This is a genomic window from Cellulomonas sp. H30R-01 (genome assembly GCF_010119915.1).
GTDB classification, from domain to species: Bacteria; Actinomycetota; Actinomycetes; order Actinomycetales; family Cellulomonadaceae; genus Cellulomonas; species Cellulomonas algicola.
Map to the genome: position 1 here is coordinate 2,278,393 of NZ_CP048210.1, position 15,061 is coordinate 2,293,453.

Annotated in this window: 18 protein-coding genes; 6 read left to right on the top strand and 12 right to left on the bottom strand. The window is 75.5% G+C overall.

The genetic code is table 11. From position 1 onward, the window contains the following. The first annotated feature begins 110 nt into the window (after positions 1-110). Positions 111-1,490, top strand: coding sequence for a Na+/H+ antiporter NhaA (nhaA, locus tag GXP71_RS10100; RefSeq protein ID WP_162352548.1), 1,380 nt, complete (start codon positions 111-113; stop codon positions 1,488-1,490). Between the two features lie 64 nt (positions 1,491-1,554). On the opposite strand, the gene GXP71_RS10105 is transcribed toward nhaA, so the two are convergent. The 5 genes from GXP71_RS10105 to GXP71_RS10125 all read right to left on the bottom strand — a co-directional run bounded on the left by GXP71_RS10105 (position 1,555) and on the right by GXP71_RS10125 (position 5,582). Beyond that, positions 1,555-2,388, bottom strand: a complete 834-nt coding sequence (locus tag GXP71_RS10105) for an SDR family oxidoreductase (RefSeq protein ID WP_162352549.1) — start codon at positions 2,386-2,388, stop codon at positions 1,555-1,557. A gap of 110 nt (positions 2,389-2,498) precedes the next feature. Further along, on the bottom strand, positions 2,499-3,029 hold the full coding sequence (locus tag GXP71_RS10110; RefSeq protein ID WP_124341982.1) for a thioredoxin domain-containing protein: 531 nt from the start codon (positions 3,027-3,029) through the stop codon (positions 2,499-2,501). A 63-nt stretch (positions 3,030-3,092) separates the two neighbouring features. After that, positions 3,093-4,148 carry an NAD-dependent epimerase/dehydratase family protein gene (locus GXP71_RS10115; RefSeq protein WP_162352550.1) on the bottom strand — a complete coding sequence of 352 codons (1,056 nt, stop codon included), beginning with the start codon at positions 4,146-4,148 and terminating at the stop codon, positions 3,093-3,095. A gap of 19 nt (positions 4,149-4,167) precedes the next feature. Further along, the gene (locus tag GXP71_RS10120) at positions 4,168-5,355 is read right to left on the bottom strand and encodes a zinc-dependent alcohol dehydrogenase (protein WP_162352551.1); all 1,188 of its coding nucleotides are present in this window, start codon (positions 5,353-5,355) and stop codon (positions 4,168-4,170) included. A gap of 2 nt (positions 5,356-5,357) precedes the next feature. Continuing rightward, the gene (locus GXP71_RS10125; RefSeq protein WP_124341979.1) at positions 5,358-5,582 is read right to left on the bottom strand and encodes a hypothetical protein; all 225 of its coding nucleotides are present in this window, start codon (positions 5,580-5,582) and stop codon (positions 5,358-5,360) included. 135 nt (positions 5,583-5,717) lie between these two features. On the opposite strand from GXP71_RS10125, the gene GXP71_RS10130 reads away from it, so the two are divergent. From GXP71_RS10130 to GXP71_RS10145, 4 genes are read left to right on the top strand one after another with little or no spacing between them, the layout of a single operon-like run. After that, positions 5,718-6,176: a hypothetical protein gene (locus tag GXP71_RS10130; protein ID WP_162352552.1), complete on the top strand. Its 459-nt coding sequence runs from the start codon at positions 5,718-5,720 to the stop codon at positions 6,174-6,176. Beyond that, on the top strand, positions 6,173-7,402 hold the full coding sequence (locus GXP71_RS10135) for an Nramp family divalent metal transporter (protein ID WP_162352553.1): 1,230 nt from the start codon (positions 6,173-6,175) through the stop codon (positions 7,400-7,402). Before GXP71_RS10130 ends, GXP71_RS10135 begins: the two co-directional genes overlap by 4 nt. Continuing rightward, complete coding sequence (locus GXP71_RS10140) at positions 7,399-7,839, top strand: hypothetical protein (protein ID WP_238402369.1); 441 nt, start codon at positions 7,399-7,401, stop codon at positions 7,837-7,839. The genes GXP71_RS10135 and GXP71_RS10140 overlap by 4 nt, the downstream gene beginning before the upstream one ends. After that, positions 7,826-8,182: a PRC-barrel domain-containing protein gene (locus tag GXP71_RS10145; protein WP_162352554.1), complete on the top strand. Its 357-nt coding sequence runs from the start codon at positions 7,826-7,828 to the stop codon at positions 8,180-8,182. The genes GXP71_RS10140 and GXP71_RS10145 overlap by 14 nt, the downstream gene beginning before the upstream one ends. Positions 8,183-8,196: 14 nt before the next feature. Here the strand turns inward: GXP71_RS10145 and GXP71_RS10150 are convergent, their stop codons facing one another. From GXP71_RS10150 to GXP71_RS10170, 5 genes are all read right to left on the bottom strand, one after another. Next, positions 8,197-8,511, bottom strand: coding sequence for a DUF86 domain-containing protein (locus GXP71_RS10150; protein WP_162352555.1), 315 nt, complete (start codon positions 8,509-8,511; stop codon positions 8,197-8,199). Between the two features lie 157 nt (positions 8,512-8,668). Next, positions 8,669-8,968: a hypothetical protein gene (locus GXP71_RS10155; protein ID WP_162352556.1), complete on the bottom strand. Its 300-nt coding sequence runs from the start codon at positions 8,966-8,968 to the stop codon at positions 8,669-8,671. A 35-nt stretch (positions 8,969-9,003) separates the two neighbouring features. Next, on the bottom strand, positions 9,004-9,546 hold the full coding sequence (locus tag GXP71_RS10160; RefSeq protein ID WP_370520927.1) for a methylated-DNA--[protein]-cysteine S-methyltransferase: 543 nt from the start codon (positions 9,544-9,546) through the stop codon (positions 9,004-9,006). 94 nt (positions 9,547-9,640) lie between these two features. Beyond that, complete coding sequence (locus tag GXP71_RS10165; protein WP_162352558.1) at positions 9,641-10,465, bottom strand: ABC transporter permease; 825 nt, start codon at positions 10,463-10,465, stop codon at positions 9,641-9,643. Beyond that, positions 10,462-11,520 carry an ATP-binding cassette domain-containing protein gene (locus GXP71_RS10170; RefSeq protein WP_162352559.1) on the bottom strand — a complete coding sequence of 353 codons (1,059 nt, stop codon included), beginning with the start codon at positions 11,518-11,520 and terminating at the stop codon, positions 10,462-10,464. Before GXP71_RS10170 ends, GXP71_RS10165 begins: the two co-directional genes overlap by 4 nt. Before the next feature lie 93 nt (positions 11,521-11,613). Between GXP71_RS10170 and GXP71_RS10175 the strand changes: the two genes are divergently transcribed. Next, a complete protein-coding gene (locus GXP71_RS10175) occupies positions 11,614-12,591 on the top strand; it encodes a YafY family protein (RefSeq protein ID WP_162352560.1) in 978 nt (325 codons plus the stop codon). 74 nt (positions 12,592-12,665) lie between these two features. Here the strand turns inward: GXP71_RS10175 and GXP71_RS10180 are convergent, their stop codons facing one another. Beyond that, entirely contained in the window at positions 12,666-13,307 is a 642-nt protein-coding gene (locus tag GXP71_RS10180; RefSeq protein ID WP_162352561.1) for a uridine kinase, read from the bottom strand. Then, entirely contained in the window at positions 13,304-14,812 is a 1,509-nt protein-coding gene (locus GXP71_RS10185) for a mechanosensitive ion channel domain-containing protein (protein WP_162352562.1), read from the bottom strand. Before GXP71_RS10185 ends, GXP71_RS10180 begins: the two co-directional genes overlap by 4 nt. Positions 14,813-15,061 lie beyond the last annotated feature (249 nt).

The window sequence follows — 15,061 nt, forward strand, 5'->3', positions numbered from 1 at the left end:
CGCACTCCACAGGACGCCGGACCAGGGGCTGGTACGCGGCGCGCGTGCGCCGGCGCCCGAGCGCCGGGCCCGGATTGCGGTCGGGCCGCCGCACCTGCGACGTTGGGCCCGTGACGGCTCCCCCCACGACGCCCGGGCCGGCGCTGCGCGTCCGCGTCCCCGCCCTCAACCCGTCCGTGCGCCGCTTCCTGTCCACCGAGGCGGGCAGCGCCGTCGCGCTCCTCGCCGCGACCGTGCTCGCGCTCGTCTGGGCGAACAGCGCCTGGGCCGACGCGTACGCGGCGCTCTGGGAGACGACCGCCGGCTTCCACATCGGCCCGATGTCGCTCGACCTGGACCTGCACCACTGGGTCAACGACGCCGCGATGGCGGTGTTCTTCGCGGTGGTCGGGCTCGAGATCTCGCGCGAGGCCACGAGCGGCGAGCTGCGCGACCGGCGGACCGTCGCGGTCCCCGCGCTCGGCGCGCTCGGCGGGCTGCTCGTGCCCGTGCTCATCTACCTCGCGTTCACGGCCGGGACGGACGCGGCGCACGGCTGGGGCGTGGTCATGTCGACCGACACCGCGTTCCTGGTCGGTGTGCTCGCGCTGTTCGGACCGCGGTGCCCCGACCGGCTGCGGCTGTTCCTGCTGACGCTCGCGATCGTCGACGACATCGGCGCGATCACCGTCATGGCGGTCTTCTACTCCGACGACGTCGACCTCGCCGCGCTCGGCGTCGCGGCGCTCGTCGTCGTCGGCATGGCCGTCATGCGCTGGCTGCGGGTCTGGCAGCTCACGCCGTACGTGCTCGCCGGCGTCGCGCTCTGGATGGCCGTGCAGGCGTCCGGCGTGCACGCGACCCTCGCGGGCGTGCTGGTCGGGCTCCTCGTCCCGGCGACCGTCCCGCAGCGCGAGCAGGTCGAGGCCGTGCCCGTCTACGCAGGCGACCTCGTCGACGACACGACCGCCGAGCGCGAGCACCTCGCCGAGCTCGCCGCGCGCGCGGCGGTGCCGACGAGCGACCGCCTCCAGCGGATCCTGCACCCGTGGTCCGCGTACCTCGTCGTACCGCTGTTCGGCCTCGCGAACGCGGGCGTCGTGCTCGACGCGCAGACGCTGTCCGACGCGGCGGGCTCGCGTGTGACGATCGGCGTCGCGGTCGCGCTCGTCGTCGGCAACGCGGTCGGCATCACCGGTGCCTCGACCCTCGCGATCCGGGCCGGGCTCGGCGACCTCCCCGGGCGCGTCCGGTACGGGCACCTGCTCGGCGGCGCGGTCCTCGCGGGCATCGGGTTCACCATCTCGCTGTTCATCGCGCAGCTCGCGTTCGGCGACCAGCCGGAGGTCCTGTCGGAGGCGAAGATCGGCATCCTCGCGGGCTCGCTCGTCGCCGCCGTCGCGGGGTCGGTCCTGCTGCGGTGGCTCGGCGAGAAGCTGCCGCTGTGCTCCCCCGCGACCGACGGCCCCCCGCCCGCGCTGCCGCCGCTGCCGTGGCGCGCGCCGGAGTGACGCCCACGCGCCGCTGACCGGACCGTCGCCCGTCAGCCGCCCGGCCGGAGCCTCGGCGCGGGGGTCAGGCGAGCGGGTCGTCCTCGCCCCACGTCGGCAGCCGCAGCCGCCGCGCGTCGGTCGCGAGCAGCCGCTCGGCGGCGGCCCGCAGCGAGGCGGGCGTGTCGGCGCCTGCGCGCACGAACCGGCCCGACAGGTCGTCGAGCTCGCCGTCCCCGAACGCGCGCACCAGCTCGGCGACGTCCTCGACGGGCGTCCACGCGGTGCGACCGTCGTGCGCGGGCATGCCGCCCGTCATGTCGGTGGCGACGACGCCGGGCGCGAGGTCGAGCACGCGAAGGCCCTGGTCGCGGTACTGCGCGTCGAGCATCGTCGTGAGGCGCGCGAGCGCGCCCTTGCTGATGTAGTACCCGGTGTACGCGCCGCCCGGGTTGACGCCCGCGCCGGAGTTCATGTTGAGCACGCGCCCGCCGCCGCGCGCGAGCATCCCGGGCAGCACCGCGCGCGTGACCAGCAGCGGACCGCGCACGTTGGTCTCGACGACACGCCACGTGTCCTCGACGTCGTCGTCGGCGAACGGCACCTCGGCGCGCTCGATGACGCCCGCGTTGTTGACGAGCAGGCCGACACCGCCGAGGTCCTCGAACGCGGTCTCGACGCGCGCGACGGCGTCGAGGACGGCGGTCGCGTCGATCAGGTCCCCCGCGGCGACCGTCACGCGCGCACCCGTCTGCGCGACCTGCTCCGCGACCGCGTCGAGGTGCGCCCGGGTCCGGCCGACGAGCGCGACGGCCCAGCCCGCCCGTGCGAGGCCGAGCGCGACGCCGCGGCCGATGCCGCGGCCGGCGCCGGTCACGAGGGCGGTACGAGGGACGGGCAGGGCGGCGTCGGTGGTCACCGGGCCATGCTGCCGCAGGTCGCGCAGGTGCGCCGGGCGACGGCCGGGGACGCACCGGACGACGCCCGGGTGCCGGACGGGCGCATGCGGCGGGACCGTCGCCGCCGCGGTCAGACGGGGATGCCGCGGCGGCGCGCAGCCGCGACGACGGCCGCGCGCAGCGTCTCGACCTGCGGCTTGCCGGCCTGCACCACGCCGTCGACGAGGATGGTCGGCGTGCCGCGGACACCCTGCTCGACGGCCGCGAGGTAGTCGGACTCGACGGCGGGCGCGAACGCCTGCGCCGCCTCGCCCGCGACGAGCGCGGGGTCGATGCCGAGGTCGCGGGCGTACCGGCGCAGGTCGGGCTCGGCGAGGCGGTCCTGGTGCGCGAGGAGCACCGCGTGCAGGTCCCAGAACCGCCCGACGCTCGCCGCGGCCTCCGACGCGAGCGCGGCGGTGAGCGCGTACGGGTGCACCTCGAACAGCGGGAAGTGCCGCCAGACGAGCCGGGCGAGCCCGTCGGACGTGTCCACGACCTCGCGCAGCACGGGCGCCGCGGCCCGGCAGTACGGGCACTCGAGGTCGCCGAACTCGAGGATCGTCACGGGGGCGTCCGGGTTGCCGTAGACGTGCCGCTCGGGGGCGAGGTCAGGCGTCATGCGTCGATCCTGCCCGACGTGGTCACGCGACGTGGTCACCCGACGTGGTACCGACGTGGGTGCTCAGCGCCGGCGCGGGAGGCGGCGTGGCAGCAACGGCGGGCTCGCGGTGCCCGCGCCGTCGACCATGCCCCCGACGACGTCCCGCAGCGCGTCGATGCCGGACCACGTCGCGCGCCAGCCGAGCTCGCGCTCGGCGCGCGACGTGTCGAGGATCGGCGCGTTGACCGCCATGTCGAGCCACCCCGGCCCGACGGGGACCACGCGCGCGTGCCACGCGGTCGCGAGGGCCGCCCGGACGACGGGCACGGGCACCTCGCGCACGGGCGTGTCCTGCCCTCCGACGACGCGCGCGACGTCCTCGGCGTGCAGGACCTGCGGCGCGGCGACGTTGAACGCGCCGCGGACCTGGCGCACCACGGCCTCGCGGTAGGCGCTCGCGAGGTCGTCGGCGTGCACGGCCTGCAGGCGGACGCCCGCGGGCCACGGCAGGACCGGCACCTTGCCGCCGAGGACCCGCTCGGGCACGAACGGGCCGAGGAACAGCCCGGTGATCTCGTGGCCCGCGGCCCGCTGGAAGACCAGCGCCGGCCGGAGCCGGGCCACCGCGAGGTCGGGGTGCGTCTCCTCGTACTCGTCGAGCAGCCGTTCCTGCGCGGCCTTGTCGACGCTGTACTGCGAGCTCCGCACGCCGTCGGTCGCCCAGCCCTCCGACCGCGGGACGTCGTCCGGGGCCGGCGAGTACGCACCGACCGACGACGCGGCCACGACGTGCGGCACCCCGGCCCGGACCGCGGCCTCGAGCACGCGGCGCGTGCCCGTGACGTTGACGTCGGCGAGCCGGCGCCGGTCGTGGCTGGGCTGGATCGCCCACGCGAGGTGGACGACCGCGTCGGCGCCCGCGAACGCCCGCGCCAGGGCCGCGACGACCTCGTCGTCGGGCACGCGCGCCCCGATGTCGACGGGCACCCACGACGCGACGTCGTACGGCGGGGGTGGCGTGGTGCGCGGTGTGCGGCGTGCGACGCCGACGACCGACGTCACGGTCGCGTCGTCGCGCAGCCGCCGCAGCACCGCGGTCCCCACGTTGCCGCTGGCCCCCACCACGACGACCCTCATGCCACGCCCCCGCCTCGGCTCATGCGCCCGGGTCCAGGACGACCTTGATGCAGCCGTCCTCCTTCTTCTGGAACATCTCGTACGCCGCCGGGGCGTCCTCGAGCGGCACCCGGTGGGTGCGCAGGTCGAGCACGCCGAGCGGGTCTGTCGGGTCGGCCGCGAGCGGCAGGATCGCGTCGGTCCACCGGCGCACGTTCGCCTGACCGAACCGGAAGGTGAGCTGCCGGTCGAAGATGTCCATGAGCGGGAACGGGTCGACCGCACCGCCGTACACGCCCGACACCGACACCGTGCCGCCGCGCCGCACGCCCTGGATCGCGGTGCGCAGCGCTGCGAGCCGGTCGACGCCGGCCTTCTCCATGAACGACCGCGCGACCGCGTCGGGCAGGACGACCGCGGCACGCTGCGCCCCCGCCGCCACGGGCGAGCCGTGCGCCTCCATGCCGACCGCGTCGATCGCGGAGTCCGCGCCGCGGCCCTCGGTGAGCTCGCGCACCCCCTCGACGACGTCCTCGCGCGCGTCGACGACCTCGATGCCGTGCCGCCGCGCCATCTCCAGGCGCTCGGGGACGAGGTCGACGCCGATCACGCGCGCCGCGCCCCGGTGCCGTGCGATCCGCGCGGACATCTGGCCGATGGGTCCGAGGCCCACGACGAGGACGCTGCCGCCCGCGGGGACGTCGGCGTACTCGACGGCCTGCCACGCGGTGGGCAGGACGTCCGAGAGGTACAGGTACCGCTCGTCGGGCTCGCCGTCGTCGGGCACCACCACGGGGCCGTAGTGCGCCTGCGGCACCCGGAGGTACTGCGCCTGCCCGCCCGGCACGCTGCCGTACAGCGACGTGTAGCCGAACAGCGCCGCGCCCTTGTCCTGCTCGTGCACCTGCGTCGTCTCGCACTGCGACTGCAGGCCGCGGCGGCACATGAAGCACGTGCCGCAGGCGATGCCGAACGGCACCACGACGCGGTCGCCGACACGCAGGTTCTGCACCCCTGGCCCCACGGCCTCGACGACGCCCATCGCCTCGTGCCCCAGGACGTCGCCCTTGGCGAGGTACGCCCCGAGGAACCCGTACAGGTGCAGGTCGGACCCGCAGATGGCCGTCGAGGTCACACGGATCACGGCGTCCGTCGGTTCCTGGATCGTCGGGTCGGCCACCGTCTCGACCGACACCTTCTCGCGGGCCTGCCAGGTGAGGGCCCGCATGCTCAGCCCTCCCGCGGGTTGAGGTTGGCGGGGTCGGCGTCGGGGTCGTCGTACCCGGTGCCCTCCTCGCCCGACGCGGACGCACCGGTCCGCGGGTTCAGCATGCCGGGGTCGGCGTCCGGGTCGGGCGTCTCGCCCTCGACCGACCGGGCCGTCGGCGTGCTGGTGTCGTCGGGCGGCAGCGTGCCGTCGTCGGGGGTGGTGGGGGTGTCGTCGGGAGTCGTCATCCAGCCACGGTCACACCGTGCGCGGTGCGGCGCATCTCGAGCGGACGCGGGCCCGACGGTCACGGTCCCGGCCGATCTGCGGGCACCCCGACCGCTCCGCGTGCGCCGCCGACGACCGAGCGCCACCATGCGTCCATGCAGGTCCCACGCCGCGCGGGCCTCGGTGCGCTCCTCGTCGCCGCCGCGCTCGCCGGATGCGCCGTGCCGTCGACGCAGACGCCGGCCGACGACGCCCGCGCGCTCGCCGACGCGCTCGCCCCCGTCACGTCGGCGGTGGAGACGTCGCTCGTCGCGACCGACCTCCTCGACCGTGACCGCGCCACCGCCTCGACCGTCGACACCGCGCTGCTCGACCAGCTGAACGTGCTCCAGGACGCCGCCGGCGCCGTCGCGATCCTCGTCCCCACGCCCGGTCCCGGCACGGCCCAGCAGGCCGAGGCGCTCGCCGCGGTGCACGACGCGGAGGCCGCGGTCGCGGCGGCGCGTGCGTGGGCGACGGGCGCGGGAGGGTCCGTCGACGAGGTGACCGCCGCGCTGGAGGACGCCGCGACGACCGTCGACGACCTGAGCACCGCGCTGGAGCAGGCGTCGTGAAACGGCTGCTCGGCGTCGCGCTCGGCGTGCTCACCGCGATCGGCGGCTTCCTCGACATCGGCGACCTCGTGACCAACGCGGTCGTGGGCTCGCGGTTCGGGCTCAACCTCGCGTGGGTCGTCGTCGTCGGGGTGATCGGGATCTGCCTGTTCGCGCAGATGTCGGGCCGCGTCGCCGCGGTGTCGGAGCGTGCGACGTTCGAGATCATCCGCGAGCGGCTGGGCCCCCGCACGGCCGGCGCGAACCTCGTCGCGTCGTTCCTCATCAACCTGCTGACGCTCACCGCGGAGGTCGGCGGCATCGCGCTCGCGCTGCAGCTCGCGTCGAGCGTCGAGCCGCGGCTGTGGATCCCGGTCGCGGCGCTCGCCGTGTGGCTCGTCATCTGGCGCACCAAGTTCTCGGTGCTGGAGAACGTCACAGGGCTGCTCGGGCTCACGCTCGTCGTCTTCGCCGTCGCGCTGTTCCTGCTCGGCCCGGACTGGTCGGAGCTCGCCGACCAGGCACTCTCCCCGACCGTGCCCGGCGACGAGGGGCCCGCGTCGTACTGGTACTACGCGATCGCGCTGTTCGGCGCCGCGATGACCCCGTACGAGGTGTTCTTCTTCTCGTCCGGCGCGCGCGAGGAGCGGTGGACCGTCAAGGACGTCGCGCAGTCGCGCGTCAACGTCCTCGTCGGCTTCCCGTTCGGCGGGATCCTGTCGATCGCCATCGCCGGCTGCGCCGCCGTGGTGTTCCTGCCGCGATCCGTCGAGGTGTCGTCGTTGTCGCAGATCGTGCTGCCCGTCGCGCTCGCGGGCGGCAAGCTCGCGCTCGCCGTGGTCATCGTCGGGATCGTCGCCGCGACGTTCGGCGCCGCGCTCGAGACCGGGCTGTCGTCCGGGTACACGCTCGCGCAGTTCCTCGGCTGGTCGTGGGGCAAGTACCGCAAGCCGTCGCAGGCCGCGCGGTTCCACCTCACGATGATCATCGCGCTGCTCGTCGCCGTGCTCGTGCTCATGACGAGCGTCGACCCGATCCGGGTCACCGAGCTCTCCGTGGTCTTCTCGGCCGTCGCGCTGCCGCTCACGTACCTGCCGATCCTGCTCGTCGCGAACGACCCCGAGTACATGGGGAAGCACGTCAACGGGCGCGCGACGAACGCGCTCGCGCTCGTCTACCTCGTCATCATCCTCGTCGCGTCCCTCGCGGCGATCCCGCTGCTGATCGCCACCGGAGGCGGGTCATGAGCCCACGTGTGCGCCGCTCCGCGCTCCCGCACGACCCGTCCGAGCCGCTCCCGGTGGGACCGCGCCCCGCCGGACGCGTCCTCGACGCGCGCCTGCACCTGCTGGACCGGCAGACGCTCGACGTCGACGACCTCCAGGTCGCGACCGTCGACGACCTCGAGCTCGCCCCGCCCGCGGGCACGTCCGGCCCGCTCACGGGCGACGCCCCGGTCCACGTCGTCGCGCTGCTGTCCGGGCCGGTCCTGGCGACCCGGATCTTCGGCGGCCGCCCGCCGGCGTCACGCCTGCACCGCATCCTGTGGCGGCACGTCGCCGACGTCGGCACGACCGTCCGGCTCGGCGTCCGGGGTGAGGACCTCGACGTCCTGTGGGTCGAGCGGTGGGTCCGTGACCACGTGATCGGCCGCATCGCGGGAGGCCGCCGTGCTCCTGAGTGACCTGCTCGACACGCCCGTCCGCAGCCCGTCCGGGGAGCCGCTCGGGTTCGTCGTCGACGTGCGCCTGGTGCTCGACGGCCCGCTCGACGGCGGGCTCCTCGTGCAGCCGCGCGTGCACGGGCTCGTCGTCAGCCCGCGCACCGGCACGTCGTTCCTCGGCTACGAGCGTTCGGACGTCCGCTCGCCGGCAGTCCTGGCCCGCTGGCTGCGGTGGCGGCACCGCGGCACGTTCCTCGTGCACTGGGAGGACGTCGCGACCGCCGACACCGACGCCGTCGTCCTCGCCGACGGCTACCGCCGCTGGTCCCCCGCGTTCCCGGAGGGCGCGCACCGCCGCTCCTGACGCGTGACCCGCTGTCAGTCCTCGAGGCCCAGGGCGTCGAGCAGCGCGGGGATCCGCGTCCGCAGCGTCTCCCACACGAACTCGTCGTTCACCTTGTCGTCGTGATGCGCCACGAGGTTGCGCATGCGCTGGACCTTGACCCACTCGACGTCCGGGTGCGCGGCCTTGAGCTCTGCCGGGAGCTTCTCGACGACGGTCGCGACCTTGACGATCTGCTCGCGACCCGCAGTGCGCAGGATCTGCCCGTCGACGCCGTCGTCGAGGTAGGCGTCGCGCCCCTTGGCGACGATCGCCGCCCCGAGGCGCCCGATCCGAGCGAGGTCCGCCACCCGGAGCGCGACGCGATCGTCAGAGGGAGCGCGGTCGACACCGCTCACAGCGGGACGGCCTCGCGACGGGCCCGGTCCATGACCGGCCCGGCGCCCCTGCCCGAGATGACGTCGACGTGGACAGGCCCAGCTCGAACGGGTAGAGGTGCGTCGCACGTCAGCCGAGGCCGCGGTGCAGCGACCAGAGGACGGCGGCGCGGTCGGCGGCTGCGGCGACGAGGTCGCGGAGCTCCGGGCGGTCCGGGACGTGGAAGGAGACGTAGGCACCGCGGCCGCCCGCGACGGGTCGGCCGTACGCCTTCGCGGCGAGCGTGCCGTCCGGGAGCAGGCGCACGTTGAGCGTCTGGAGGCGGAACTCCTCGCCGCGGCGCTCGTCGGTCCACTGCAGGTGCTCGGGGATCGTGACGTTGATGGCGAGGGCGCTGACGACGACGTCGTCGTCGTCGGGTGCGGTCATGCCGCCATCTTCGCGCGCCCCGGTCGGCCGGGTCGTCAGAACAGCGTCGCGTCGGCGGCGACCGGCGGGCGCTCGAGGTCGAGCAGGAACCGCTTGCGGTCGACGCCCGCGGCGAAACCCGTGAGCGTGCCGTTCGCGCCGATGACGCGGTGGCACGGGACGACGACGGCGATGCGGTTGGCGCCGTTCGCGGCACCGACGGCACGGGACGAGGTGCGCGGGTCGTACCCGATGTCGGCGGCGAGCGCGCCGTAGGACCACGTCTCGCCGTACGGGATGCGGAGCAGCCCCTCCCAGACGCGCACCTGGAAGGCCGACCCCTGGAGCGCGACGTCGAGGTCGAACTCGTGGCGCTCACCCGCGAGGTACTCCGTGAGCTGCGACCGGGCGGCGGTCAGCGCGGTGTCGTCGCGGTCGCCGTGCGCGCCGGACGCGGTCACGTTGCGCTCGCGCGTCGACGGCAGCAGCAGGCCGGTGAGGACCTCCCCGACGCCGATCAGCGTGACCGGCCCCATGCGGGACTCGACGACCGTGTGCACCGTCGGCCCGTCCGGCCGCTCGACCACCCGCACACCCATGCCGCTCATCCTGCCCGCTCCCTCCGACACCCCGGCACGCGACCGCCGCGCGCCCTCCTGACGGGAAGACGCGCGGCGGCCGCGGTGCGTGAGGTCAGTCCGTCGAGCGGACGATCGTGCGCACCCCGACGACCAGACCGACGGCCGCCGTCGCCAGCGCCGCGAGCCAGCCCCACCCGACGGCCGTCGCCGACAGGTCGCCCGCGAACAGCGCACGCTCGGCGTCGACGACCCACCGCAGCGGGTTGACGGTCGACGCGGCCCGCATCCACGCCGGGCCGGTCTCGAGCGGCAGGAGCATCCCCGACAGGATGAGCAGCGGGAACAGGAACGTCTGCTGCACGACCCAGAACATCCACTCCTGCTTGCGGACGGCGATGGCCAGCGCGTAGGACAGCGAGCCGATGCCGATGCCCAGGACGGCGAGCATGAGGATCCCGACGACGCCCCCGACGGGGTCGGCGCGGAAGCCGAACGGCAGCATGACGAGGACGACGACCACGGCCTGCGCGGTGAGCGGCACCATCTCCTTGAGCGAGCGCCCGACGAGCTGCGACGAGCGGGACAGCGGGGTGACGAGCATCCGCTCGTGCGCGCCCGTCTGCATCTCCTGCTGCAGGTTCGCGCCGGTCGTCGACGTGCCGAACAGCGTCGTCATGACGAGGATCGCGGGCACGAACCACTGCCACACGTCCGCGCCGGACAGGCCCTGCTCCCCCACCGACCCGACGAGCAGCGGGCCGAACAGGCCGAGGAAGACGAGCGGCTGGACGAGGCCGAAGACGACCGAGAACGGCTCACGGACGACGGGCCGCAGCTCGCGCGTCATGACGAGCCAGACGTCGGAGAACCACGAGCGACGGGCGGCCGGCGTGGCGGTCGGCGTGGTGACGGGCGGGGTGAGCGTGGCGGTGCTCATGCGGCGTCCTTCCGGGTCTGCGGGTCGGTGGCGGTCGGGTCGGCGGCCGGGTCGGCGCCGGTGGAGTCGGGGGGTGCGCCCTCGTCGCGCAGGCTGCGGCCCGTGAGCGCGAGGAAGACGTCGTCAAGGGTGGGTCGGATCGCCTGTGCGGTGGCGACCGTGATCCCCGCGGCGGACGCGGCGACGACGACGCCGGGGACCGTCGCGGGCGCGTCGGCGACCCGCGCGCTCACGGTGAAGCCGTCGACGGCCACGTCGCGCGCTCCGGGGACCCGGTCGACGAGCTCCGCGAGCCGCGCGGCCGCGGGCCCGACGCCCGCGGGCCGGCCGTCGTCCCCCGCGACCTCGAGCACCAGGCGGTCGCCCGCGAGGGTGCGCTTGAGGCCGTCCGCGGTGTCGTCCGCGATGACGCGCCCGTGGTCCACGACCACGACCCGCTCGGCCATCGTGTCGGCCTCGTCGAGGTAGTGCGTCGTGAGGACGATCGTCATGTCGCGCTCGGCGCGCAGCCGCAGGATGTGCTCCCACAGGTTGGCGCGTGTCTGCGGGTCGAGCCCGGTGCTGGGCTCGTCGAGGAAGAGCAGGCGCGGCGCGTGCACGAGGCCGAGCGCGACGTCGAGCCGGCGCCGCTGACCGCCCGACAGGTCGGACACCTTGCGTCGGGCGAGCGGGCGCAGGTCGAGCGCGTCGAGCAGGTCGTCGGCACGGCGTCGCGCGGTGCGCGCGTCGAGTCCGTAGATGCGGCCCTGCGCGACGATCTCGTCGGCGGCGCGCTGCACGTGCCCGGCGCCGTTGCCCTGCCCGACGTAGCCGATGTTCCGGCGGACCGTGGCGGGGTCCGTGGTGATGTCGGCGCCCGCGACGGTCGCGGTGCCGGCGGTCGGGCGGATCAGCGTCGTGAGCATGCGCATGGTGGTCGTCTTGCCGGCGCCGTTCGGGCCGAGCACGGCGACGAGCTCGCCGGGCGCGACGTCGAGGTCGATGCCGCGCACGGCGTGCACGGTCTCGGTGCGGCTGACCACGAAGTCCTTCGTGAGCCCGCGGGTGCGGATCATGGGCCTCTCCCCTGTCGTCCGGATCGGTACGTCACCCATGCTTGCGCGGGTAGCGGTCAGATCCTGTCCGCTATCTCGTGGCAGTCTGAGGAGATGCCGACACCGTCCGCCCGCCTGCTGTCCCTGCTGTCGCTGCTGCAGTCCCGCCGCGACTGGCCCGGCGACGTGCTCGCCGACCGGCTCGGCGTCAGCCCGCGCACCGTGCGGCGCGACGTCGACCGCCTGCGTGACCTCGGCTACCCGGTGCACGCCACCAAGGGCCCTGACGGCGGCTACCGCCTCGACGCCGGGAGCCAGATGCCGCCGCTGCTGCTCGACGACGAGCAGGTGGTCGCGCTCGTCGTCGCGCTGCGCACCGCGTCGACGGGGATCGCGGGCGTCGACGAGGCCGCCCTGCGCGCCCTCACCACCGTCCGTCAGGTCATGCCCGCGCGACTGCGCGCCGCCGCCGACGCCCTGCAGGTCACGGCCGTCGCGCGCGCCCCGCGCCGCGAGCAGCCGCAGGTCGTCGCCGACGTCCTGCTCGCCGTCGGCACGGCCGTGCGCGCCCGGGAGGTGCTGCGGTTCGACTACGCCGGCGGGTCGTCCGACGGCGGCGCCCCGGACACGGCCCTCCCCCCGCGCAAGGCCGAGCCGCACCACCTCGTCACCTGGGGCGGCCGCTGGTACCTCGTCGGGTGGGACCTCGACCGCGCCGACTGGCGCACCTACCGCGTCGACCGGATGACGCCGCGCACGCCGACCGGTCCGCGGTTCGGGCCGCGCGACCTGCCCGGGGGCGACGTCGCCGCATACGTCGCCGACAAGTTCGGCCAGGCGGTGCCGTGGCCGTGCGTCGGCGAGGTCGAGCTCGACATGCCCGCCGACGACGTGCGCCGCTGGGCCGGTCGGGGCGCGGTCGTCGAGGACCTGGGCGACGGCCGGACGCGGCTCGTGCAGGGCGCGTGGTCGTGGGACGGGCTCGCGGCGATGTCCGCGCTCTTCGGGGTGCCGCTGCGCGTCGTCGGGCCACCCGACCTGCGCGACGCCGTGCTCCGCCTGACCGGTCGACTCACCGCCGCGCTCGGCTGAGCGGTCCGCCGCGACGGTCGGGGACCGGCACGCGCTGGTGCATCGCCCCGCGCTGGGCCGTCGCCGCGCGCCGGTCAGCGACCGCGGTCGACGAGCGCCGGGTGCGCCGGGTCGTCCACGCGCACGACGACGTCGGCGACGCCCTCCGGCCCGACCTCCGTGGCGTAGCGGGCGGCGGCCGGCAGGGTCCACGCGTCGACGTCGGCGGTGCGCCGCACGAGCGTCGCGGGCCGCACCGCGAGGTGCACCGAGAGGTCGGCGGTCAGGCCCAGGCCCAGCAGCAGGTCGCCGTCCAGGACGAGGACCGCACCGTCGGGCGCCTGCGCGTACGGCGCCCGCGTCGCCCGGTCCGTCACCGGGTCCCACAGCGTCGGCAGGTAACGGCCCGACGCGACGAACGGCGTCAGCACCTCCCGCTCGAGCGCCCGCACGTCGACGCGGTCCTCGAGGTACGCGTCAGGGTCGTGCCGCCCGTGCTCGAGCCGCAGCGACGCGGGCCGCAGGAAGTCGGCGACGCGCACCCGGACCACCGCCCGACCCGCCGCGCGCAGGGGCGCCACCAGCGCGTCGGCCAGCTCACCGGGCGCCGTGGCCGCGGCGCCGTCCACCAGGACCACCCGCCGCCCGCCGTCGGGCACCCGCGCGACGACGTGCGCGACGACGCCCTCACGTGTCACCGGCCGGACGACGACCTGCCCGTCGCCCGGCCGCGTCACCCGCGCGTCCCCGGGTCGGTCTCCTCCGCGTGCTGCTCGCGCTCGTCGAACACGTCCTGACCGGGACCCTGGAACGACCGCGAGCGCTCGAGCGCCTCGATGCTGCCCGTGAACAGGCGCGCGTCCTGCGCGGCCGGCGGCATGAGCAGCGTGTCCTCGACGGCGTCCCGGGCGCGCTCCCGGCGCGTGCGCGGGGAGCTGTCGTCCGGTGCGGGCTGGTCCGGCCGCGTGAGGTCGACGGGCCGCGTGAGGTCGTCCTGCCGTGCGCGGTCGTCGGGCCGTGCGCGGTCGTCGGGCCGTGCGCGGTCGTCGGGCCGTGCGCGGTCGTCGGGCCGTGCGCGGTCGTCGGGCCGTGCGTCGCCGCGTCGGTCGGGCGGCTCGGCGAGCGGGCCCCGCGCCTCCCAGCGCGTCCGCGGCAGCCCCTCGGGCGCCTCGCGCTGGAGCCAGCCCACCAGTCCTTCGCGCACGTAGCACCGCAGGTCGAACAGCGTGGGCGCGTCGCGCGCGCTCGCCAGCACCCGGACGCGCACCGCTCCGCCGACCGCGTCGGTGACCTGGAGGATGCCGACGCGCCCGTCCCACAGGTCCGTCGCCTCGAGCAGCCGGCTGAGCTCGGCACGCATCGCGTCGACCGGGACCTCCCAGTCGAGATCCAGCTCGACGGTCCCCAGCAGGTCGGCCTGGCGGCGCGTCCAGTTCTCGAACGGCGTCGTCGTGAAGTGCGTCGACGGCAGGATGAGGCGCCGGTCGTCCCACACGTGCACGACGACGTACGTGAGCGTGATCTCCTCGATCCGCCCCCACTCGCCGTCGACCACGACGACGTCGTCGACGCGGATCGCGTCGGTGAACGCGAGCTGCATCCCGGCGAACACGTTGGCGAGCGAGCTCTGCGCCGCGAGGCCGGCGACGATCGACAGCAGCCCGGCCGACGCGAGCAGGCTCGCGCCGAAGGTCCGCGCCGACGGGAAGGTCAGCAGGATCGCCGCGATCGCGCAGACCACGAGCACCGCGACGGTGATGCGCCGGAGGAGCTGCACCTGCGTGCGCACGCGTCGGGCGCGCCGGTTGTCCTCGACGTCGATCCGGTAGCGGGCGAGGGCGGCGTCCTCGAGCACGAACGCGAGGCTCCCGACCAGCCACGCGAGCGCGACGATCAGCAGGATGAGCAGCACGTGCTCCACGGCGACGCGCCACGGCGCCGGATCGGTGCTGAGCCGCAGCGCGACCCACACGCCGACGACCAGCAGCACCGCGCGCGTGGGGCGTCGCGAACGGCGGGTCAGGTCGGCCGCGACGGGCGAGCGGCGCGCGAGCCGTCGGACGAGCACGCCGACGAGCATCGCGACGAGGTACGCGGCGACGACGCCCGCCGCCACGGCGAGCACGGGCCCGACGACGTTGCCCACCTCCTCGACGACGGACTCGTCGGGCGTGGGCGTGGCCTCGGGGGCGGGGACGGTCAGGCGGGGGCGCAGGGCCGCGGTCGGCAGGGTCGGCGGCATCCCGCCAGCGTAGGAGGGCGGGCGCGGGCGCACCTGCGCAGGCGTGAGGCACGGGCTCGAGCGGCGTCCTGACGCGGGTCGCGGAGGGTGGTGGCGTGGCCGAGCGGTCCGGCGTAGGCGGCTCGTCCCGGGCGGATGGTCCCAGGCGGATGGTCCCGGGCGGACGGCGCCGCGCGGATGGTGCCGGGCGGACGGCGCCGGGCAGGTCGTGCCGGGGTGCCGACAAGCAGGCGCCCCGCCCCCGACGTA